The 20,581-nt window shown below is 74.0% G+C and carries 20 protein-coding genes; 11 read left to right on the top strand and 9 right to left on the bottom strand.

Annotated elements, in window-relative coordinates; genetic code table 11:
- Nucleotides 1-136 precede the first annotated feature (136 nt).
- Nucleotides 137-1,264 (bottom strand): aminoglycoside phosphotransferase family protein, encoded by a 1,128-nt coding sequence (locus tag ABTZ54_RS32545; RefSeq protein ID WP_351670346.1) that lies wholly within the window; start codon nt 1,262-1,264, stop codon nt 137-139.
- Between the two features lie 237 nt (nt 1,265-1,501).
- On the opposite strand from ABTZ54_RS32545, the gene ABTZ54_RS32540 reads away from it, so the two are divergent.
- Nucleotides 1,502-2,992, top strand: a complete 1,491-nt coding sequence (locus tag ABTZ54_RS32540; RefSeq protein WP_351670343.1) for a DNA-binding protein NsdB — start codon at nt 1,502-1,504, stop codon at nt 2,990-2,992.
- Between the two features lie 48 nt (nt 2,993-3,040).
- On the opposite strand, the gene ABTZ54_RS32535 is transcribed toward ABTZ54_RS32540, so the two are convergent.
- Nucleotides 3,041-4,471: a PP2C family protein-serine/threonine phosphatase gene (locus ABTZ54_RS32535; RefSeq protein WP_351670341.1), complete on the bottom strand. Its 1,431-nt coding sequence runs from the start codon at nt 4,469-4,471 to the stop codon at nt 3,041-3,043.
- A 208-nt stretch (nt 4,472-4,679) separates the two neighbouring features.
- Between ABTZ54_RS32535 and ABTZ54_RS32530 the strand changes: the two genes are divergently transcribed.
- The 3 genes from ABTZ54_RS32530 to ABTZ54_RS32520 are packed head-to-tail and all read left to right on the top strand — an operon-like array spanning nt 4,680 to nt 7,756.
- The gene (locus ABTZ54_RS32530) at nt 4,680-5,984 is read left to right on the top strand and encodes a hypothetical protein (RefSeq protein WP_351670338.1); all 1,305 of its coding nucleotides are present in this window, start codon (nt 4,680-4,682) and stop codon (nt 5,982-5,984) included.
- A 42-nt stretch (nt 5,985-6,026) separates the two neighbouring features.
- A complete protein-coding gene (locus ABTZ54_RS32525; RefSeq protein WP_351670335.1) occupies nt 6,027-7,214 on the top strand; it encodes a threonine synthase in 1,188 nt (395 codons plus the stop codon).
- A 53-nt stretch (nt 7,215-7,267) separates the two neighbouring features.
- Complete coding sequence (locus tag ABTZ54_RS32520) at nt 7,268-7,756, top strand: GNAT family N-acetyltransferase (protein ID WP_351670332.1); 489 nt, start codon at nt 7,268-7,270, stop codon at nt 7,754-7,756.
- Between the two features lie 25 nt (nt 7,757-7,781).
- On the opposite strand, the gene ABTZ54_RS32515 is transcribed toward ABTZ54_RS32520, so the two are convergent.
- The 3 genes from ABTZ54_RS32515 to ABTZ54_RS32505 all read right to left on the bottom strand — a co-directional run bounded on the left by ABTZ54_RS32515 (nt 7,782) and on the right by ABTZ54_RS32505 (nt 10,246).
- Nucleotides 7,782-9,071 (bottom strand): ATP-binding protein, encoded by a 1,290-nt coding sequence (locus ABTZ54_RS32515; protein ID WP_351670329.1) that lies wholly within the window; start codon nt 9,069-9,071, stop codon nt 7,782-7,784.
- A 182-nt stretch (nt 9,072-9,253) separates the two neighbouring features.
- Nucleotides 9,254-9,610 carry a DUF805 domain-containing protein gene (locus tag ABTZ54_RS32510; RefSeq protein ID WP_351670326.1) on the bottom strand — a complete coding sequence of 119 codons (357 nt, stop codon included), beginning with the start codon at nt 9,608-9,610 and terminating at the stop codon, nt 9,254-9,256.
- Between the two features lie 198 nt (nt 9,611-9,808).
- The gene (locus ABTZ54_RS32505; RefSeq protein WP_351670323.1) at nt 9,809-10,246 is read right to left on the bottom strand and encodes an SPW repeat protein; all 438 of its coding nucleotides are present in this window, start codon (nt 10,244-10,246) and stop codon (nt 9,809-9,811) included.
- Nucleotides 10,247-10,502: 256 nt separating this feature from the next.
- Between ABTZ54_RS32505 and ABTZ54_RS32500 the strand changes: the two genes are divergently transcribed.
- Nucleotides 10,503-11,756: a cytochrome P450 gene (locus ABTZ54_RS32500; protein WP_351670320.1), complete on the top strand. Its 1,254-nt coding sequence runs from the start codon at nt 10,503-10,505 to the stop codon at nt 11,754-11,756.
- Here ABTZ54_RS32500 and ABTZ54_RS32495 read toward each other — a convergent pair.
- The gene (locus ABTZ54_RS32495; RefSeq protein WP_351670317.1) at nt 11,731-12,114 is read right to left on the bottom strand and encodes a VOC family protein; all 384 of its coding nucleotides are present in this window, start codon (nt 12,112-12,114) and stop codon (nt 11,731-11,733) included. The two genes, ABTZ54_RS32500 and ABTZ54_RS32495, sit on opposite strands and share 26 nt — an antisense overlap.
- 289 nt (nt 12,115-12,403) lie before the next feature.
- On the opposite strand from ABTZ54_RS32495, the gene ABTZ54_RS32490 reads away from it, so the two are divergent.
- Nucleotides 12,404-12,775, top strand: coding sequence for a cupin domain-containing protein (locus tag ABTZ54_RS32490; protein ID WP_351670314.1), 372 nt, complete (start codon nt 12,404-12,406; stop codon nt 12,773-12,775).
- Nucleotides 12,776-12,980: 205 nt separating this feature from the next.
- Nucleotides 12,981-13,511 carry a GNAT family N-acetyltransferase gene (locus ABTZ54_RS32485; protein WP_351670311.1) on the top strand — a complete coding sequence of 177 codons (531 nt, stop codon included), beginning with the start codon at nt 12,981-12,983 and terminating at the stop codon, nt 13,509-13,511.
- On the opposite strand, the gene ABTZ54_RS32480 is transcribed toward ABTZ54_RS32485, so the two are convergent.
- A complete protein-coding gene (locus tag ABTZ54_RS32480) occupies nt 13,493-13,867 on the bottom strand; it encodes a hypothetical protein (protein WP_351670308.1) in 375 nt (124 codons plus the stop codon). The genes ABTZ54_RS32485 and ABTZ54_RS32480 overlap by 19 nt on opposite strands.
- Nucleotides 13,868-13,937: 70 nt before the next feature.
- Nucleotides 13,938-15,209 (bottom strand): ROK family protein, encoded by a 1,272-nt coding sequence (locus ABTZ54_RS32475; RefSeq protein ID WP_351670305.1) that lies wholly within the window; start codon nt 15,207-15,209, stop codon nt 13,938-13,940.
- 212 nt (nt 15,210-15,421) lie between these two features.
- Between ABTZ54_RS32475 and ABTZ54_RS32470 the strand changes: the two genes are divergently transcribed.
- The 3 genes from ABTZ54_RS32470 to ABTZ54_RS32460 all read left to right on the top strand — a co-directional run bounded on the left by ABTZ54_RS32470 (nt 15,422) and on the right by ABTZ54_RS32460 (nt 18,884).
- Complete coding sequence (locus ABTZ54_RS32470; RefSeq protein WP_351670302.1) at nt 15,422-16,696, top strand: MFS transporter; 1,275 nt, start codon at nt 15,422-15,424, stop codon at nt 16,694-16,696.
- Between the two features lie 29 nt (nt 16,697-16,725).
- Nucleotides 16,726-18,210: a carboxylesterase/lipase family protein gene (locus ABTZ54_RS32465; protein ID WP_351670299.1), complete on the top strand. Its 1,485-nt coding sequence runs from the start codon at nt 16,726-16,728 to the stop codon at nt 18,208-18,210.
- 116 nt (nt 18,211-18,326) lie between these two features.
- Entirely contained in the window at nt 18,327-18,884 is a 558-nt protein-coding gene (locus ABTZ54_RS32460) for a hypothetical protein (protein WP_351670296.1), read from the top strand.
- Between the two features lie 25 nt (nt 18,885-18,909).
- Here ABTZ54_RS32460 and ABTZ54_RS32455 read toward each other — a convergent pair whose 3' ends face one another.
- Entirely contained in the window at nt 18,910-19,677 is a 768-nt protein-coding gene (locus ABTZ54_RS32455; protein ID WP_351670293.1) for a metallophosphoesterase, read from the bottom strand.
- A 206-nt stretch (nt 19,678-19,883) separates the two neighbouring features.
- Here ABTZ54_RS32455 and ABTZ54_RS32450 point away from each other — a divergent pair, with 206 nt between their 5' ends.
- Complete coding sequence (locus ABTZ54_RS32450) at nt 19,884-20,576, top strand: RraA family protein (RefSeq protein ID WP_351670361.1); 693 nt, start codon at nt 19,884-19,886, stop codon at nt 20,574-20,576.
- Nucleotides 20,577-20,581: the final 5 nt, after the last annotated feature.

Below are 20,581 nucleotides of genomic sequence, written 5' to 3'. Positions count from 1 at the left end.
CTGCGGCGCGTCAGTGGAGTGGACCAATGAGCGGCGGTCCGCCCCGCCGCGCGACACGACACGACACGGCGCGCCGCCCGCCCGGTGTGTCGGCACCGGGCGCGCGGCGCGCCACCCCCGTCCTCGCCAGGACCCCTCAGCGTGTCCCGACCGCCGCGCGCACGGCCCGCCGGGCCATCGCGCAGTCGTCGTGCAGCCGCCGCAGCAGCAGCCGGTGCTCCTCGCCCGGCGAGACCGCCCCGGCGGGCACCGGGACCGAGCCGGCCGGCGGCGCCTCCCTGATCGTGCGCTGCACCGCCGTCTCGTACGTACGGATCTCACGGGTCAGCACGAGCATCAGGTTCACCAGGAACGCGTCCCGGGAGGCCGTGCCCGCCTGCTGCGCCAGCTGGCTGATCTGCCGCCGCGCCAGGGGGGCGTCACCGAGGACCGCCCACAGGGTCGCCAGGTCGTAGCCGGGCAGATACCAGCCCGCGTGCTCCCAGTCGACGAAGACCGGACCGGCGGGGGAGAGCAGGATGTTGGAGAGCAGGGCGTCCCCGTGACAGAACTGCCCCATGCCCTGCCGGCCGCCCGCCTGGGCCAGGCCGTGCAACAGCTTCTGCAGGTCGTCACGGTCACGGTCGGTGAAGAGCCCGAGCTCGTGGAAGCGGGCGATCCGCGCCCCGTAGTCCAGCGGGGCGTCGAAGGTCCCGGCCGGCGGGCGCCAGGCGTTCAGCCGGGCGACCGCTCCGAGCGCGGCCCGTACGTCCGCGCGGGGCGGAGCCTCGGCGGGATGGCGGGTCAGCGCCGCCGCCCGTCCGGGCATCCGCTCGATCACCAGCGTGCAGTTCTCCGGGTCCGCGGCGATCAGCCGCGGCGCGCGCACCGGGGGACGGTGCCGGACGAAGGAGCGGTAGGAAGCTATCTCGTGCCGGAACCGCTCGACCCACGCGGGGGAATGGTCCAGTAAACACTTCGCGACCGCTGTGGTGCGCCCGGTCGTCCCGACGATCAGCACGGAACGGCCGCTGCGCCGCAGCACCTGGACCGGGTTGAACTCCGGGCAGATCCGGTGGACGGAGGCGATGGCCATGCGCAGCTGCGCGCCCTGGGGACCGGACAGGTCGATTCTCCCGCTCGGCGGCTGGACGGTGCTCCCCGCCCAGCGCCTCGGCCGCGCCGCTCCCTGCGGAACGGGGGCGAGGTACGGTCCGGAGCCGGCCGGGACGGTGCGGTGCAGCGGCCGGGGCGGGGCGGTCACGGAGGACGATGCTGTGTACATGGCGGAGACAGATCCCTTCGCGCGCCGACGAGTTGCGTGCGTCTCCCCGCCCTCCCGAACGGTCCGCACCCTGGGGAAAATGAGGGCCGGTCGACGGGGCGGGGTGGCGCGTTCCTACCTGACACCCGGGGGTGGGTGGCGGAACATCGGGCGCACCCTGGCGAACCCTGGCGAATAGTCGCCAGCCCTATGACAGGGGGTTACTGTCAACTCAGCCGAGAACCTGGGGGCTTAGACGTGACCGGACAGACCAACACCCGCCTGGCGGACCTCTTCGGCCTCGCCGGCTGGTCCAAGGGCGAACTCGCGAGACTCGTGAACCGGCAGGCGGCGGCCATGGGCCACCCCCAGCTGTCCACCGACACCTCGCGGGTGCGGCGCTGGATCGACATGGGGGAGACCCCGCGCGATCCCGTGCCCCGGGTGCTGGCAGCGCTGTTCACCGAGCGACTCGGCCGTGTCGTGACCATCGAGGACCTCGGGTTCGTACGACACGGGCGCGCCGGGAAGAGGCGGGACGTCAGGAACGACGACAACCCTGACGGGCTGCCCTGGGCGCCCGAGCGTACGGCAGCGGTCCTCACCGAATTCACGGGAATGGACCTCATGCTCAACCGACGCGGCCTGGTGGGCGCGGGTGCCGCGCTCGCCGCCGGCTCCGTACTCACCAACGCCATGCACGACTGGCTGCACACCGACCCCGTACGACCCGGCGTCTCCCCCCGCGCCATGGATCCGCTCCACGTCGATCCGGCGGGCTTCGACCGTTACGAGGCCGCCCCGATCGGCTCGGACGAGATCGACGCGCTGGAGCATTCCGTGGAGATCTTCCGCGCCTGGGACGCCTCCCGGGGCGGCGGCCTCCAGCGCAAGGCCGTGGTGGGCCAGCTCAACGAGGTGGGCGGGATGCTCGCCTACCGCCACCCCGACCATCTCCAGCGGCGTCTGTGGGGCGTCGCCGCCAACCTGGCCGTCCTGGCCGGCTGGATGTCCCACGACGTGGGCCTAGAGCCCACCGCCCAGAAGTACTTCGTGATCGCCGCGCACGCGGCCCGCGAGGGCGGCGACCGGCCGCGGGCCGGCGAGGCGCTCTCCCGCGCCGCCCGCCAGATGGTGCACCTCGGCCGCCCCGACGAGGCCCTCGACCTGATGAAGCTGGCCAAGTCGGGTGCGGGGGAGCGGCTGCTGCCCCGGACGCAGGCCATGTTCCAGACCATCGAGGCCTGGGCGCAGGCCTCGATGGGCCGGGGCCAGGCCATGCGCCGCACCCTCGGCGAGGCCGAGGACCTCTTCGTCTCCGACCGGGGCGAGGAGAAGCCGAGCTGGATGCAGAACTTCGACGAGGCCGATCTGCACGGCATGCAGGCGCTCGCCTACCGCACCCTGGCCGACCACGACCCGGCCGCCGCGGTCCCCGCCCAGCGTCACGCCAAGCTGGCGCTCGAACTGCGCCGCGACGGCCACGACCGCTCGAAGCTGTTCGACCACATCTCGCTCGCCTCGGCCTGCTTCCTCGCCGACGACCCCGAGCAGGCGGACCGCTACGCCCGGCTCGCCCTGGTGTCGATGGGGGAGACCTCCTCGCACCGCACCTGGGACCGGCTGCGCGAGATGTACCGGCTCACCGGCCAGTACGCGGGCCACACGAGGATCGAGGACCTGCGCGAGGAGCTCGGGGCCGCGCTGCCGAAGGCCCCGTCGAACCGCCCGCGCACCGGGGAGGCGTGAGGCGCGGGGGCACGACGGGGGACACCGGGGGACGTACGGGGAGGGGGCTCAGCGGCCGACCCGGACGACCATCACGCAGGCGTCGTCCTCGCGCGGCCCCTCGCCGAACTCCTCCACCACCGACCGGACGCACTCCTGCGCGTCACGGGCGGTGGCCAGCCGCGGGGCGAGGGCCAGCAGCCGCCGCGTACCGCCGTCGTCGTCCAGGGCGCCCGCCGTGCGGGTGAGCCCGTCGGTGTGCAGCAGGAGCAGGTCGCCGGGGAGCAGCCGGGTCTCGGTCTCCTCGTACGCGGCGCCGTGCGTCGCGCCGAGGAGCACGCCCGCCGGCCTGGCCAGGGCGCGCACCGCCCCGTCGCGGAAGAGCAGCGGGGCGGGGTGCCCGGCCTGGGACCAGGTGAGCACCTGGGACCTGGGGTCGTAGCGGCAGCACATCGCGCTGCCCAGGGCCGGCTGGACGGAGGTCTCCAGGAGCTGGTTGAGGTGCCCCATCAGCGCGCCGGGCCGGATCCCGGCCACCGCCATGCCGCGCAGCGCGCCGAGGAGCATGGCCATCGAGGAGGTCGCCGCGACCCCGTGCCCGGTCAGGTCGCCGACCGTCAGGAGCGCGTCCCCGTCCGGGAGCGCCAGGGCGTCGTACCAGTCGCCGCCGATGAGCCCGGTCGACGCGGCCGGCAGATAGTGGCCGGCGACGTCGAGCGGGGCCGGTCCGTCGTGGGCGAAGCGGAGCGAGCCGCGCCAGGGCGGCAGCACGGCTTCCTGGAGCTCGACCGCGACCCGGCGCTCGGTGTGCTCGATCTGCCGGTGCCGCTGGAGGCTGTCGCGGCTCTCGCGGACCGCGCGCTCGCTGCGCCGCAGCTCGCTGACGTCCCGCAGCACGGCCCACATCGAGGCCGTGCAGCCGTCGGAGTCGAGGACCGGCTCGCCCGTCATGTGGACCGTGCGGACCCGGCCGTCGCTGCGCACGATGCGGAACTCGCCGTCGATGGGCTTCCCGTCGATCAGGCAGTCCGTCACCAGCGCCTGGAGCAGCGGCTGGTCCTCGGCGAAGACCAGCGAGGGCAGCTCGTCGAGCGACAGGGGGCCGCGCTCCTCGGGGCGGCCGAAGATCTGGAACAGCTCCTCGGACCAGTGCACGTCGTCGGTGAGCAGGTCCCACTCGGCGCTGCCGACCCGGGAGAGGAGCGAGCCGGTGGTCCGGGGGGCCGGCACCGCGTAGGCGGCGGGCGCCTCCGCCGGCTGCTCGGCGGGCAGGCCCGCCTTCAGCTGGCCCAAGTGCGCGCCGAGGTCGTCCAGTTGGTTCACGGCCAGATCGCACAGGGCGCGCTGCCACCGGTTGTGCGGGTCGTCCTCGTCCACCGCGGAGTCCCTGCGCACCGCGTCCACGTCGCCCCGCAGCCGGCGCGTCTGCGAGATCAGCGCGTCGACCGTGCCCGGCTCGGGCGGCTGGGCGGGACGGTCCGCGAAGAGAGGGGACGGCATGTCGTACTCCGATACAGGCGACGTGGCGCGGCCAGGTCATGAAGTTGAAAGCCCGGTGACGACTTTCGCACAGGCCGAGACAGCTCGTAAGGGATTTGGCAACACTCGATACGGTGGTGCTTCTGGCATATGCCAAAGGCCCACCAGGTGACCGGCCGGTACCCGAATGCATTTCGGCCACACCGACTCGGGTTACGGTGCTGGTGTGGTGAGCGACGAAGTGAACACCGTGGGTACGGCCCTGCTGCTGGCGGCCGCGCCGGCCGGACGTGGCCGGGCGATGGACGCGGCCTCCGTGCTGCCCGCGCTCGCGGCGGTGCCGGCCGGGGCGCTCACGGGCACGGACATGGCGACGGTCGTCGAACTGGCGGACCCGCTGGACCCGCAGACCGTCCTGACCCGGCTGCGGGCCGCCGCCACCGCACCCGGCCCGCTCACCCTCTGCCTCGCCGGGCAGCTCCAACTCGACCGCAGACAGCGCCTTCCGCACCTCGCGCTCGCCCGCAGCACCCCGACGACCCTGCGCTACACGGGTCTTCCCTGGCACTGGCTGGCCGCCGAGCTCGCGCCGCGCAGCCCCGGCTCCACGACCGTCGTGGCGGACCTGGCGGCCGAGCCCGAACTCCTCCAGCAGCTCGCCGCCGACCCGTACGCCCTCGAACTCGGGCCCTCGGTCGCCCTGTTCGCCCACCTGACCCCGTTCCCGCGCCGGGGCGCCCCCTCGACCCCGGAGTACCTCCGCCACTTCGCCACGGTCTGGCGCACGGGCGCCCGGCCCCCGCTCCCGGACCTCCACACGGAGGCCGCTGCGGCGGCGGCCGCCACGGACGCGATCCTGCTCACGCCGCGCCAGGCCCCGGCCGCCGCCGTCGCACCGCCGGCCAGGCGGCCGGAGGGAACGGGCGGCCCGGCCCTGGCCGAACGACGCGCGGCGACGGTCCCGGCGCCCGCCGCAGTGGCCCCGGCCGAGGTGGTCCCCGCCCCTCCCGTCGTACGGCAGACCGTCGGGGCGCGGACAGCGCCGCCCCGGCCGACCACTCCTCCTACTCCTCCTCCTACTCCTGTCCCTGTCTCTGTCCCTGCCCCGGCGGCTCGGCCCGGCAGCGGGGACGACCCGCACCCCGCCATCCTGGCCGCCGCCATGGCCGGTCGGCACGGCGAGGCCTCCGCGATGGCCGCCGCGTGGGAGAGCGAGGCGCTGCGCCGCCACGGCGCGCGGTCGGGAGAGGCGGTGCACTGGGTGGAGGTACGCGCCGACCTCGCGCGGCTCGCCGGGGAGCCGGCGCGCAGCTGCGAGCTGTGGATCGCCGCCGCGCAGGCCCGGCTCGGCCTCCGGCAGGGCCCCGACGAACCGGACGTCGAGGGGGCCGTGGACCGGGCCCACCACCAGTGGGAGCAGATCGAGGACCCGGCCAGGGCCCGCGCCCTCGGCCCGTCCCTCGTCGAACTGCGCCGCCACGTCCCGGGCCGCCGCGCCGGCGCGCTCGCCGCACTGCAACGGAGGATGGGCTGAAGCCCGCACGTCCCTCTCGCCCGTACCGTACGAAAGGACGCCGTGACCTCCCTCGCCACCGCGCAGCGCGCTCTGCTCGACCCTTCCGTGCGCCATCCCCTCTGGCCGCCGCTGACCGCCGGGTGTCCGGTGACCTCCACGGACGAGGTCGCCTACCCGCTGGACATCGACTACGCCTACGACCGCGTCCCGGACGACCTCTTCGCCCGGCCCGCCGCGCACGGCCTGGAGCGCTGGGCGCCGCTGCTCCCGCCGCTGGCCGCGCCCGGGCTCGGTGAGGGGAACACGCCGCTCGTGGCGCTCGGCGACGGCGTCTGGATCAAGGACGAGTCGCGCAACCCCACCTGGAGCCACAAGGACCGGCTGAACCGGGTCGCGGTGAGCGCCGCCGTGGCGTCCGGCGCGCGCGGGATCGTCGTGTCCTCCTCCGGCAACCACGGCGCCGCTGCCGCCGCCTACGCGGCCCGCGCGGGCCTGCCGTGCGTGGTCTTCGCGTCGGCCCTCGCCCCGCCGGCGGTCGCCTCCCACCTGCGCGCCTACGGCGCGACCGTGCTCACCGCCCCGCGCCCCTCGGTGCGCCCGCTGATGCGCCGGATCGTCGACGAGCTCGGCTACCAGCCGGTGAGCGGCGTGACGGACAGCGCGCACACCGGGCACCCCTTCGGGCCCGAGGGGTACAAGACGATCGCGTACGAGATCGCCCTGGAGCTGGGCCGCGCCCCGGCCGCCGTCCATCTGCCCACGGGGTACGGCGAGCTGCTCTTCGGCGTCACGAAGGGCTTCCAGGAGCTCGCGCGGCTCGGCGTCACCGATTCCGTCCCCCGGATGTACGCGGCCGAGCCGGCCGCCGCGGGGGCCCTGACCGAGGCGATGCGCACGGGAGCGGACACCGCGCGCGTCCCCGTGGGGCCGACCGCCGCGTACGCCATCGGCTGCGAGATCAGCGGCTACCGCGGAGTCGTCGCCCTGCGCGCGAGCGGGGGAGCGGCCCGTACGGTGACGGAGAGTCAGATGGCGGACGCGCACGCCGAGTTGGCCGCACAGGGGATGTGGTGCGAGGTGTCCTCGGCGGCCGGGCTGGCCAGCCTGCGCGCCCACGGGCCCCGGGAGACGGACGGTCCCGTCGTCTGTGTGGTCACCTCCAGTGGTTACAAGGACACGGCGACCGCCCGCGAGAGCCACGCCACCATGGAGCTGGAGTGGGCCGAGGTGAAGGCGCTGCTGGCGTAGGGGTGCGGGCGGGGCCGGGCTCCGCACGCCGGGCGGCCTGGCATCATCGAGGGATGGCCCCCGCACCCGCCCCCCTCCGCACCGAGCGGCTCGTCCTGCGCCCCGTACGGGCCCGGGACCTGCCCGCGGTGACGCGGCTGTGGACCGACCCCGAGGTGCGGCGCCACCTGGGCGGGCCCGTGATCGACTCCGTGGTGCGCATCCGGCAGCGGCGGATCGTCGGGGCGCCCGGCTTCCACGCCGTCGAGCGGGCCGCCGACGGCGTGGTGCTCGGCCTGGTGACCGTGGAGACGGGCGCGCGGGACGGGGAGACGGAGGTGTCGTACCAGTTCCTGCCCGAGCACTGGGGGCGGGGCTACGCCCGCGAGGCCGTCGCCGCCGCCGTCGAGCGGGCCCTGGACGCCACGCCGAGCGTCGTCGCGCTCACCCAGGAGGCCAACGGGCCCTCGCGGCGGCTCCTGGAGGCCGTGGGCATGGCCCACGCCGACTCCTTCGTGGAGTGGGACGCCCACCAGGTGCTGTACCGGCGGCGGCGCGCCTGAGGGTCCCGTACCGCCGTCCGCCCGCTCAGAACCGGGCGTGGGTGGTGATGTCGGACTCGAACTGGGTGATCATCTCGGGGGTCACGGTCGGCCGGCACTGGCCGATCGCGTCCAGGTAGTCCCGGGTGGTCGCGCCCGGCGCGGGCTGGTCCCCGGCGCGGGCGCCGACCGACACGAGGTCCCGCTCGAAGGAGTTCTGCGCGGCGATCCGGGCCGCGTGCTCGATGTCGGCGGGGGTGAACAGCTCGCTGGCGAGGACGAGTTCGTCCACGTCGACGTCCGGCCGGGCGTCCGTGTAGCGGGACCAGATCGCGGCCCGGGCCGCCTTGTCCGGGGTGCCGATGGGGATCAGGTAGTCGAAGCGTCCCGGGCGCAGGAACGCCGGGTCGAGGGAGCGGATCGAGTTGGTCGCGCAGACCAGCAGCCGTTCGTCCCGCTCCCGGAAGCCGGGGATCAGCTTGAGGAGCTCGTTGGTCACGCCGTGCGTCCCGCCGGGCTGCGCGGGCTCGGTGCGTACGGGCGCGATCTCCTCGACCTCGTCGATGAAGACCAGCACCCGCTCCAGCTCGGCGATCCGGGCGAAGGCGGCGCGCAGCGCGGCCGCCAGGTTGCCCTCGTCCGCGAGCCGGGAGGGCAGGATCTCCACGAACGGCCAGCCGAGCCGGGAGGCGATGGCCCGCGCGAAGGTGGTCTTGCCGGTGCCCGGCGGCCCGAAGAGGCCCAGCGCGCGCGGCGGCCTGACCCCGTGCCGGGCGGCCCGCTCGGGCTCGGCGAGCGGCAGCACGACCCGCCGCTCGATCAGGTCCTTCTCCCGCTCCATGCCGGCGACCCTCGCCCACAGGTCGGCGGGGAGCAGCCGCCCGCCGAGGTCGTCCAGGAGGTTCGCGGCGGGCCCGTGCAGCGGCTCGACCTTCTCGAAGTAGGCCACGGCGGGCTGCCGGGTATACCCGGCGTTGAGCAGTCCCTCGCCGACGAGCTCCTCCTCGGGCAGCACGTAGGCGATCCGGCCCACCCGGGCGGCCACCAGGCGCCGTTCCAGCTCCACGAGGAGGGCGCTGGCGAGACCCCGGCCGCGCCAGGCCGACGCGATGGCGATCCGCATGACCCAGGCCCGTTCGCCGGCGACGCAGGCCAGCGCCGCGCCGATGGGCGTGCCCTGGTGGACGGCGACGACGGCCGGCTGGCGCGAGGTCAGGGCGCCGATGCACTCGGCGAGCGAGAAGACCGACTCCTGGCCGAGCTCGGCCGTGGTGTCGATGAGATGGACGACCGCGGCGAGATCGCTCTCGCGGTAGTCGTGGATGAGCCAGTTCACCGGTGGTTCCGCCCCTCGTTTCCGCTGTCGCGCTCCGTGTCGGCGAGGCTAGGGGCGGTGGCGGGGGCGGGTCCCGCTCCATCGTGCACAAGGCGGCGCGGTCGAACGCGCCGTACCGGCTCTATGCACGCGGGAAGCCCCCGTACCGGACGCGTACGGGGGCTTCGGCGAGCGGACGGCCGTCAGTAGGTCGGTGCGGCCTTCGGGTTCGGGCCGTAGGCGTTCTGCTGGGCCTCGCCCTCGGTGGCGAGGAAGACGATCAGGATGATGGCGCCGACCAGCGGCACCAGGTCTATGAGGATCCACCACCCGGAGCGGCCCGTGTCGTGCAGACGCCGGACCATCACGGCCAGGCTGGGAAGGAGCACGCCGAGGACGTAGATGCCGTAGAGCAGCGGATACGTGCCCAGCGCCGCGTCGACGATGACGAGGATGACCGCCGCGATCAGATTGAAGAGAGCGAACATCCAGAATTCCTGGCGGCGCGCACGGCCGGTGAATACCGCGTACTTCTTGAGAACGTCGAGATACCAGTTCACTTTGTCCCCCCAAGGACTGGGTTGCGAGTGGGGATTCTGCCCCCGTGGAGCTCACTTTACGCAGAACTTATGTGGCTGAAACCGTGGGGGTCAAACCGTTACCCGGCAGTGGCCGTTCACAGATATGGGCGCGACGGAAGTGAACGGCGTCGCCTCCTCTTGCGAGGGGGCGACGCCGTTCCTGGGAGAGGATCAGGGTCACGTCCTTCTCTTGCTCATGAGCAGTCCGCCCGCCGTGAGGGCGAAGAGGCAGACGCACGCGCCGGTGATCACATTGCTGAGGATCGCGCCGGTTCCCGCGTTCCGGGAGACCACCCACGGGGAGACGATCAGCCACGCACCGAGCAGCAGCACCACGAAGTTGAGGTCCTGGGACCGCTCCGGGGCCATCGACATGCACAGCCCGAGTCCGGCGAGTGCGATGCCGACGATCAGGTTGCTGATGGCCAGTTCCGGCTTTGCGGCGGCGAAGTGGACGGTCCACGCGGAGACCGCGGCCCAGAGCCCGGCGAGGATCACCAGCTCCTCGACCGCCGTGACACCACGGGTCTGCATCATGCGGGCGTAACGGTCCCGCATTTCCCCCGCGTCCGGGTGTCCGCTGATATCACCGGGACGGTGAGAGACGTCGGCCATACGACTCGCCTCCTTCTGGCGTCCTGCACGTCTGACCGCGCTTGCGACATGATGCCGCGGTTTCATTGTCCGCTTATCTGGCCTTTATGTGTAGATCTGCCCGATAGGTGATCCGCACAGAAAACAGCCCTCGCATATGCCGGGAACCACCAAAGCGGAGAATGCCCGGCGAACGCCCGCGAAAAGATCAAGGAAATCGGCGCATCGATATGCGCTCGCTCTTGAATCGTCACGCACCGTCCCCCATCCTCCGTCCATGACGCGTGCCCCCGACCTGGCCGAGGACGTCTTCACCCCCGCCGCGCTCGACGACCCGCATGCCCTCTACGCCCGGCTCCGCGCCGCCGGACCCGTCCACCACCTGCCGGGAGCCGGACTGCACCTGGTCGCCCGGCACGCCCAGGTCCTGGAGGTCCTCGACGACCCGGCCACCTACTCCAGCAACCTCACCGCGCTCTTCTTCGCGGGCGACGACGGCCGCCCCGCCCTGCTCGACGCGGGCGGCACCGGACCCGACGTCCTCGCCACCGCGGACCCGCCCGCCCACACCGCGCAACGCGCCATCGTCCGGCACGCCTTCGGGCGCGGCTCCGTGGAGTCCTGGCGCACCGCCGTCGAGGAGATCGCCGCATCCCGGATCGCGGCCCTGACCGCACGCGGCGGCGGCGACTGGATGGCCGAGGTCGCCGCGCCGCTCCCGGTGCTCGTCATCGCCCGCGTCCTCGGGCTCCCCGACACCGACGCCGCACGGCTCACCGCCTGGGCGGACGCCGGCGTCGAGCTCTTCTCCGGACACGCCGACGCCGACCGCATGCTCCGGCTCGGGGCCGACATGGGCGACTTCCTCGGCTACCTCCGCGTACGGCTCGACGCCGCCGCCAGCCGGCCCACCGGCGGACTCGTCGACACCCTCGTCGCCGCCCGCACACGCGGCGAACTCGCCGCCGACGAGGCCACCGCCATGCTGCTCCAACTGGTCATCGCGGGCAGCGAGTCCACCACCAGCCTGCTGGGCAGCGCCGTGCGGCTGCTCGCCGGACGCCCCGAGCTCCAGGACCGGCTGCGGAAGGACCCGCCTGCGGTCGAACGGCTGGTGGAGGAGGCGCTGCGGCTGGAGAGCCCGTTCCGTGGCCACTTCAGGATCACCACCCGCCCGGCCGTGCTCGGCGGCGTACGACTCCCCGCCGGAGCACGGCTGATGCTGCTCTGGGGCGCCGCCAACCGGGACCCGGCGGCCCACCCGGAGCCGGACACCCTCGACCTCGACCGGCCGGGGCCGAAGGGACACACCGCCTTCGGGCGGGGCATCCACTTCTGCCTCGGCGCCCATCTGGCCCGCCTGGAGGCCGTGGTCGCCCTGCGCCTCCTCCTGGCGGCGACCAGCGGCCTCACCCTGCCGGCGGACGCCGCCCCCGGCTACGTACCGAGCCTCTTCGTCCGGCGGCTCGCCCGGCTCCCCATCGAGGTCATCCAGGCCATCGAGGTCAGCGGCGCGTGTAGGGGCGGGTGATGATCTCCATGTTGTGGCCGTCGGGGTCGGCGAAATAGGCACCCCGACCGCCGTCACGGTGGTTGATCCGGCCCGGATCCGTGTGGTTCGGGTCCGCGTAGTACGTGACCCGCATCCGCTCCAGCCGGTCGATCATCGTGCCGAACTCGTCGTCCGGCACGAGGAACGCGTAGTGCGTGGGCGTGAACGGCTCGTCACCCTGCTGGTAGTAGTCCAGGGTCACGCCATTACCGGTCTCCACCGGCAGGAACGGGCCCATCGGGGCACCGACCGCGAGGCCGAGCACCTCCGCGAGGAACTCGGCGGAGACCTGCCGGTCACGGGCGTATATGACGGTGTGGTTGAGCTCAACGGCCATGGGGGGTCCTTTCACAGGGCGAGCGCTGTCGACTGTCTCCTACCCCGTACACGCGGTACGGGAGGGACGGCCGCGGCGGACCCCGCGCCCCCCGCCCGGCGGCGCTCACGCCACGGCCGGGCGCCTCACTCGATCGCGGCCCATGGCCGACCCGGCAGTCATACCGCCACGCTAGCCCCTGCCGATCTTGTGCGACAACGGGGTTTACGGCCAGGTCCGGCAGGTCGGCGTAGCCTGGAAGTGGACTCGGGGACCCTGCGCACGTTCCACCGCCGGGAGGCGGACGACGATGACCGGAATCGTTTCCAGGAGCTTCGACTCCGCAGACGAGACCCGCCCCTTCGACGGGGGCAAGGGCCGCCTCGACCTGCTCAACACGGACAAGGGACAGGTCGGCCGGGCCGTCTTCGAGCCCGGCTGGCAGTGGACCAAGCACGTGAAGCCGATCGCGGGCACCGACAGCTGTCAGGCGCACCACGTCGGTTATGTCGTCAGCGGCCGCATCAAGGTGGTCACCGAGGGCGGCGACAGCGCCGAGCTGGGCCCCGGCGACTTCTACGAGATCCAGCCGGGACACGACGCCTGGGTGCTCGGCGACGAAGCCTGCGTGGCCCTGGACTGGGTCGGCTTCGGCGACTACGCCGTACCGTCCGGCTCCTGACCCCGCCCGCACAGCGGGACGCCGTTGCTCGTTCGGGAGTGCGAACCGCGGCCGGAGGCGGCGCGCGCGTCGACGGTGTCACGGGCGCGTGGCGGGCGCGTGGCGGGCGCGTGGCGGGCGTGCGGCGGGCGCTCTCCCGTCACCGCCGCCCGCAGCGGAAGAAACCCCTGGTGGCCGTGGCACCGACGGCTGTTATCGTCACCGCATGCCGCAGCTGATCGCCCCCACCGCGCGACTCCACACCTCCTGGCTCGAAGCCCACGCGGAGTGGAGCCCCGGCGCCAACCAGGACGGCTCCGGCATCCGGCTCGCGGCGGACGACGCCTTCGCCCTCCCCGAGGTCTTCGCCTCCTGGGTCGGCCGGCTCCGCGAACAGTCCGACCTCACCCGGCCCCAGCCCGAGGGCCGGGTGCACGCCACCCACTGGTGGATCGCCGAGGACGACACCTACCTCGGCGCGATCGACCTGCGCCACGAGCTCAACGACTTCCTGCTCAGGGCCGGCGGCCACATCGGCTACAGCATCCGCCCCACCGCCCGCCGCCGGGGCCTCGCCACCTGGGCGCTCGCCGCCGTCCTGCCCGAGGCCCGGTCGCTCGGCCTGACCCGGGTCCTGCTCACCTGCGACGACTCCAACACCGCCTCGGCGCGCACCATCGAGCGCAACGGCGGCGTCCTGGAGGACGTCCGCCCCACCGAGATCGGCCTCAAGCGCCGCTACTGGATCGAGCTGTAGGCGTCGGTCATGCAGTCCGCCGCACACCGCCCGCGCTCGTACGCGTGGCGCAGCGCGGCGGCCGCGTGCGCCCGGCTGACCTCCTCGTAACCGAAGCGCTCGTGCGCCAGACGTACGACGGACTCGACGGTCACGATGGCCGGTTCGCCCCGCCCCGCCGCGCCCCGGGCGGAGGCGATGGCCAGTTCGGCCGAGCGGGTCAGCGCCCGCACGTAGCTCTGCCAGGCGGCCCGCCGCGCACGCCGAGGCGCGGGCGGGCGCACGGACCGCCCCTTCCAGCGGACACCCGCGACGACGAGGACGGCACCGGCCACCACGACCAGGGCTCCGAGCAGGGCATCGGGACTCACGTTCACACGCCCAGCCTTCCCTGACGCGCGAGCGGGCAACCGGGCGCGTCCGGCGTCCGCCAGGCGGTTGCCCCGGTCACTCCGCGACCTGGCCCGGCGACGGTACGGCCGCCGGGTCGTCGAGGACGGCGTCCCGCCCGTACGTGAGCGCGCCCGCCAGCGCCGCGTCCGCGCCCAGCACACCCGGCACCGGCTCCGGGACGAGCCGGTCCGCGAGGGCGCGGCGGCCGGAGAGCCGGGCGGCGAGGCCGCGTTCCAGCCAGCGGTGCCAGTCGGCGAGATAGCCGCCGAGGACGACCTCGTCGGCGTCCAGGAGGCTCGTGACCGCGAGCACCGCCGCGCCCAGCACCTCACCGGCGGCGTCGAGGGCGGCCAGGGCCCGCGGCTCCCCGGCCGCCAGGGCCTCACCGAGGGCGCGCAGCGCCTCGTCCGGGCCCGCCGAGGCGCGCAGCCCGGCGAGCCCCGCCGCGTCGGTCAGCGCCTCGGGTCCCACGTACAGCGCGAGGCAGCCGCGCCCGCCGCAGGCGCACACCGGCCCGTCGAAGGCGACCGGCATGTGCCCCGGTTCGCCCGCCACCCCGTGCCCGCCGGTGTGGATGCGCCCGTCCAGGACGAGCCCGCCGCCGACGCCGATGTCCGCCTTGAGGTACGCGAGGGAGCGCGGCGGCGTGGCGCGGCGCGGGGTCAGGGCGCGGTACTCGGCGAGCGCGGCGAGGTTGGCGTCGTTGACCAGGGTCAGCGGCAGCTCCGGGAGGCCCTCGCCCGTTCCCGCGCGCCGCAGTTCGGCCCGTACGAGCCCCGTCAGGTCCACCGGCCCCGGCCAGCCGAAGTCGGTGCTGAAGGCGTGGGCGCCGTCCGCGTGCACCGGCCCCGGCATCGCCAGCACGGCGCCCCACAGATGCGCCCCCGGCACGGCCTCCGCGGCCGCCCGGGCCTCGCGCAGCGCGTCCGCGACGGCGCGGGCGAGGGCCGCCGGGTCGCCCTGCGGGGTGCGGTGGGGGAGCGTGGCGCGGTGCACGGCCTCGCCCGCGAGGTCGGCGACCGCCACCTGGAGGCGCTCGCGGGTGATCCGCACGGCGAGGGTGAGCACCCGTCCGGGGACCAGTGCCAGCTGCCGCCGGGGCCGGCCGCGCCCGCCGGCCGGGGTCAGCCCGGCCTCCCGTACGAGACCCCGGTCGATGAGGTCGGCGGTGAGCGCGGTGAGGGAGCCGTGGGCCAGGCCCGTCGCGGCCGAGACCTCGCTGCGCGAGCAGGGGCCGCGCTCGGCGATGTGCCGCAGGGCGCGCGACAGGTTGAGCCGGCGTACGGCGGCGGAGTCGGAGGGCGGTCCGACGGCGGGTCCTGGCACCCGGTGATTGTCTCCGACGGCGGGGAGCGCACGGCGGACCACCCTGCGTTGACACGAGTAAGTGACACGCGTCACCTTTTTATTTCGACCATTGACGTAAATGGTTTCCGGCCAGACGCTGTGGACGTCCCCGACGAAGAGGTCGAGGCCGACGAGGCCACCGCGACCGCCCCACGCACCTGGGGCGGCCCGGCCAGGAAGGCAGTACCGCCATGTCCACCCCGTCCTCCCCGCAGGCCGCCGCCGCGACGGCCGGCGCCCCGGGGACCACGACCCTCCTGTGGTCGATGCTGGCCGGTTTCACCACGCTCTACCTCGCCTACTCCGGCCTGCTGAGCGTCCTGCTGCCGATCCAGGTCGAGGCCATCGCCCCGGACTCGAAGGAGGCCGGCCTGGCGATGGTGACGATGACCTCCTCGATCGTCACCCTCTTCGTCCAGCCCATCGCGGGCGCGCTCTCCGACCGCACCCGGGGCCGCTTCGGCCGCCGCACCCCCTGGATGGCGCTCGGCGCCATCGCCTCGACCCTCGCGCTGCTCGCCATCGGCCAGGCCACCGGGCTGCTCTGGCTCACCGTCATGTGGGTCGCCGTCCAGGTCCTGCTCAACGTGATCCAGGCCCCCATGACCGCGATCCTCGCCGACCGCGTCCCGGCCGAACGCCTCGGCATGTTCTCCGCGTTCATCGGCGTCGGCGGCCAGATCGGCATCACCCTCGGCATCGTCATCGGCGCCCGCTTCGCCTCGGACGTCAGCATCGGCTACGCCGTCTTCGCCGCCTGCGTCCTCGTCGTCACCCTCGGCTTCGTCCTGCTCAACAAGGACACCCCGGTCACCGAGGAGCCCGCACCCTTCGAGCTCGGCGCCTTCCTCAAGGGCTTCTGGGTCTCCCCGCGCAAGCACCCCGACTTCGCCTGGGCCTTCCTCGCCCGCGTCGTCTTCGTGCTCGGCTTCTGGGGCGTGCTGATGTACCAGCGCTACGCCCTCACCGACTACGTGGGCCTCGAAGGCCCCGCCGTCGACCGGGCCCAGTCCCTCATGGCCGTCCTCACCCTCGTCGGCACCTTCGCCGGGTCCCTGCCCGCCGCGAAGCTGTCGGACCGTACCGGCCGCCGCAAGATCTTCGTCGGCGGCGCGGCGCTCGTCCTCGCCGCCTCCATGGTCGTCCCGCTGATCAGCCCCACCACGACCGCCATGTACGTGTACGCGCTGCTCGCCGGCGTCGGCTTCGGCACCTACATGTCGCTCGACATGGCCCTCATGACCGAGGTCCTGCCGGCCGGCGACAGCGCGGGCCGCGACCTCGGCATCCTCAACATCGCCACCAATGTGCCGCAGGCCCTCGGCCCCCTGGTCGCCGCCGGGATCATCGGCCTCTTCTCCGACGGAGCCGACAAGGCGCCCGGCTACCGCGCGCTGTTCGTCTTCGCGATCGCCGTCGTCTTCGTCGGCGCCCTGGCCATCAAACCCATCAAGAGCGTCAAGTGAACCGCCCCGAGCCCCGACAGGAGTCCCCCATGAGCAGCACCGACCCGACGGCCGGTACCGGCCGGCCCCTCGTCACCACCACCCGCGGCCCGGTCCGCGGCGAGCTCCGCGCCGACGGCAGCAGCCGCTTCCTCGGCATCCCGTACGCGCAGCCGCCGGTCGGCCCGCTCCGCTTCGCCGCGCCCGTGCCGCCGGAGCCGTGGACCGAGCCGCTGGACGCCACCGCGTACGGACCGACCGCGCAGCGCCGCCCGTTCGCGGACGTCACCACCATCCCCGAGCCGTCGATCCCGGGCGACGGCGTGCTCAACCTCAACGTCTTCACCCCCGCGCCCGGCACCGACGCCGCCCTGCCGGTCCTCGTCTGGATCCACGGCGGCGGCTACGTCGCGGGCTCCGCCGCCAGCCCCTGGTACGACGGCGCCGCGTTCAACCGCGACGGGGTCGTGCTCGTCTCGCTCGGCTACCGGCTCGGCATCGAGGGCTTCCTCCACCTGGACGACGCGCCCGACAACCGTGGCGTACGCGACTGGATCGCCGCCCTGGAGTGGGTCCGCGACAACATCGCCCGCTTCGGCGGCGACCCCGCCAAGGTCACCATCGCCGGGCAGTCGGCGGGCGGCGGCGCCGTCCAGACCCTCCTCGCCGTCCCGTCCGCCCGGGACCTCTTCCGTGGCGTGATCTCCGTGTCCGGCGCCGTCATGCGCCCCGACGGCCCCGAGGTCGCCCGCGCCGTCTCGCGCCTCTTCACCGCCCGTACGGGCCTCCCGGCCACCGCCGCCGCCCTCCAGGACCTCGGCGACGACGAGATCCTCGGCCTCCAGGACCGCCTCGGCGAGCCTGGCCCCGACCGCGAGGGCCTGCCGCCGATGCTCTCCCTCGTGCCCTTCGCCGACGGCGAGCTGATCCCCGAGCCCGTCCTCGACGCGCTCACCACCGGCGACGCCGGTGCCGGGGTGCCGCTGATGCTGGGCTTCACCGCCCACGAGTTCAACATGATCCCCACGCCCGCCGCGGGCCCCGACGGCACGCCCGTACCGCTGCCGCTGCTGCTCGGCGGACTCGGCCTCGACGAGGTCCGGGCGGGCGCGTTCACGGAGACGTACGCGGACGGCGACCCGGCCGGTCTCTTCGGCCAGGCCCTGACCGACGCGACCTTCCGCGCCCCGTCCCTCGCGGTCGCCGACGCCCGCGCGGAACGCGGCGAGCCCACCTGGCTCTACCAGTTCGACTGGACCTCGCCGGTCAACGGGCAGTCCTTCCACTGCCTCGACCTGCCCTACGCCTTCGACCTCCTCGACGCGGAGGGCGTCACGGCCGCAGCGGGCGACAACCCGCCGCAGGCGCTGGCCGACGCCATGCACCGTGCGTGGGTCGCGTTCATCACGGAGCGGAACCCGGGCGAGCAGTGGCCCGCGTACACCTCTACCGACCGCGCCACGATGCTCTGGAACACCACGCCCGAGGTGGCGGAGGACCCGCTGAGGGGCGTCCGGGAGATCTGGCTGGGCTGAGGCGGGAGGGGCGGCGGGCGGCCGGTCTCCCGAAGAGGCCGGCCGTCCCCGCTGCCGGGGGCTGCCACCCGGAAAGCGCGTGACACCTGCGCTCGCCCGCGGAGATCATGGTGTTCATGACAGCAGCATCCGGACCGCAGGCGCTGGGCGTGTTCGTCGTGGCCAACATCGCCGAGGAGACCAGCCACGGCGACGGCGGGCTGGAGATCCGGCGCGGCCTGCGGCACTTCGCGCCGGGGGCGAAGGTGTGGATCGCGAACCCGATCGGGAACGCCTCCGTCGTCGTGGTCGGACGGCACCGGCGCAACAGCCTCCGGTACATGCGGATCGTGACCGAGCGCCGGTTCCTGACGAACTTCCGGGTCCGCACCTGCTACAGCACGGCCCTGCTCCGGGCGCTGTGCGACCTGGAGCGCGACGAGGAGATCCCGTACGGAGCAGGATTCCTCTGGCAGCGGGAACAGGAGGAGGAGCGGGCGCGGGAGTGGAACACCCCCGCCATGACGGCCCGGTTGGACGATCAGCCCCGGCTGACGCCCTTCCAGGTCTCCGACCCCCCGCCCCTGGAGCTGCGGCGCTCCGGAGTCACCTACTACCTGGCCCACTTCAACTCCCACGGGGCCCGCTACTCGCCCGAGCCGCCGCCGGTGGAACCGTCGCCGCGGACCGGCTGAGGCGAGCGCACCCGTCAGGGCGGTGTCAGCGCACCGGCACGCTCCGGTAGTGCGTCGTCAGCCGGCCGTCGTCGAAGACGTGGAACGCCAGCGACGGCGGCACCTCGTCCTTGTACACATGGTCCCGGGGGCCGCCGACCTGCTCCCAGGGCAGCTTCGCCGTCGACACCACGCCGGGTGCGACCAGCAGCGGCCGGTCCGCGAACGCCGTGGCCGCGCCGGTGTGCGCGTGTCCGCAGAGCAGCGCGACGACGTTCGGGTGGCGCCGTACCAGCGCCGCCAGACGCTCCTCGCCGAACTGGCGCAGACCGTCCACGAACGGGATGCCCAACGCGACCGGCGGGTGGTGGAAGCCCACGAAGACCGGGACGTCCCCGGGCGTACGGGCCAGCTCCTCCGCCAGCCAGTCCAGCGTCTCCTCCTCCAGGAATCCCTCGTCCTTCCCCGGAACCGAGGAGTCGCACAGCGCCAGGACGAAGCCGTCCCCTCGTAGCACCTGGTTCACCGGAGCCTCCGGAGCAGCCGGCCCGGCTTCCAGCAGGACGCGCCGGAACACGTCCCTGCGGTCGTGGTTGCCCGGACACGTCAGCACCGGGTGCCGGGAACCCAGCACGTGCTCACGGATCCACGCGTACTCCGACTCCTCGCCGTGGTCGGCCAGGTCACCGGTGGCGATCACCGCGTCGAAGGCGTACGGGAGCGAGTCCAGGAACTCCATGACGGCCCGCGTCCGTTCACGGCTGCGCGGTGACGCGTCCACGTGGATGTCGCTGAGGTGCGCGATGACGATCACGGTGCGATTCCCCCTCGGTGTCGGCCTCCGGCTCCTCGGGCCGCTGCCCTCCGGTCCCCGGTGCCTTCCGGCACCGTGCGACCGTACCGCGCCACCCGAACGTCCGGCACCGGCCGACGACCCCGCGTCGGCCGTCTCCGCACGTGTCCGCTCGGCTAGCATCCGGACCCCCACCCCGTCGAAGGGAGCACCCCACCGTGACCGACCTGCCGAAGCGCTTCGCCGCGCTCGCCACCCCGCTGATCGCCGACGCCTGCGTACGGCTAGGGGAGCCGCTGCGGGCCGCGCCCGCCGGGATCCGGCCCGTGCTCCCCGGCCACCGGGTCGCGGGCCGAGCCCTGCCCGTACGGCACTACGGCAGCGTCGACGTCTTCCTGGAGGCCTACACCCGCGCCGCCCCCGGCGACGTCCTCGTCATCGACAACGAGGGCCGCGCCGACGAGGCCTGCGTCGGGGACCTCGCCGTCCTGGAGGCCGGGACCGCCGGCATCGCGGCCGTCGTCGTCTGGGGACTGCACCGGGACACCCCCGACCTCGTCGGGATCGGCCTGCCGGTCTTCTCGTACGGGGCGTACGCGCCCGGCCCGGTACGGCTCGACCCGCGCGGGCCCGAGGCGCTGCGCAGCGCCCGGGTCGGCGCGCACACGGTCGGCGCGGACGACGTGGTGTTCGCCGACGACGACGGGGTGCTGTTCGTGGCCGCGGCCCGCGCCGAAGCCGTGCTGGACACCGCCGAGGACATCTTCCGCACCGAGCGGAACCAGGCCCGGCTGATCAGGTCCGGCCGCACCCTGCGCGACCAGACCCGCTTCGACGCCTACCTGGAACAGCGCGCCCAGGACCCGTCGTACACCTTCCGGCAGCACCTGCGCCGGATCGGCGGGGCGATCGAGGAGTAGCCGGG

Origin of the sequence: Streptomyces sp. NPDC094032, from assembly GCF_040303965.1 — a bacterium.
In the GTDB taxonomy this organism is placed as follows: Bacteria; Actinomycetota; Actinomycetes; order Streptomycetales; family Streptomycetaceae; genus Streptomyces.
Note: the sequence above shows the minus strand (reverse complement) of the source record. Positions and strands in the feature narration are given on the sequence as shown.

Coding starts and splice junctions, on each gene's coding strand:
- ABTZ54_RS32545 (WP_351670346.1), bottom strand. CDS start 1,264: ATGTACACAGCATCGTCCTCCGTGACCGCCCCGCCCCGGCCGCTGCAC.
- ABTZ54_RS32535 (WP_351670341.1), bottom strand. CDS start 4,471: ATGCCGTCCCCTCTCTTCGCGGACCGTCCCGCCCAGCCGCCCGAGCCG.
- ABTZ54_RS32520 (WP_351670332.1), top strand. CDS start 7,268: ATGGCCCCCGCACCCGCCCCCCTCCGCACCGAGCGGCTCGTCCTGCGC.
- ABTZ54_RS32505 (WP_351670323.1), bottom strand. CDS start 10,246: ATGGCCGACGTCTCTCACCGTCCCGGTGATATCAGCGGACACCCGGAC.
- ABTZ54_RS32500 (WP_351670320.1), top strand. CDS start 10,503: ATGACGCGTGCCCCCGACCTGGCCGAGGACGTCTTCACCCCCGCCGCG.
- ABTZ54_RS32495 (WP_351670317.1), bottom strand. CDS start 12,114: ATGGCCGTTGAGCTCAACCACACCGTCATATACGCCCGTGACCGGCAG.
- ABTZ54_RS32490 (WP_351670314.1), top strand. CDS start 12,404: ATGACCGGAATCGTTTCCAGGAGCTTCGACTCCGCAGACGAGACCCGC.
- ABTZ54_RS32485 (WP_351670311.1), top strand. CDS start 12,981: ATGCCGCAGCTGATCGCCCCCACCGCGCGACTCCACACCTCCTGGCTC.
- ABTZ54_RS32470 (WP_351670302.1), top strand. CDS start 15,422: ATGTCCACCCCGTCCTCCCCGCAGGCCGCCGCCGCGACGGCCGGCGCC.
- ABTZ54_RS32465 (WP_351670299.1), top strand. CDS start 16,726: ATGAGCAGCACCGACCCGACGGCCGGTACCGGCCGGCCCCTCGTCACC.
- ABTZ54_RS32460 (WP_351670296.1), top strand. CDS start 18,327: ATGACAGCAGCATCCGGACCGCAGGCGCTGGGCGTGTTCGTCGTGGCC.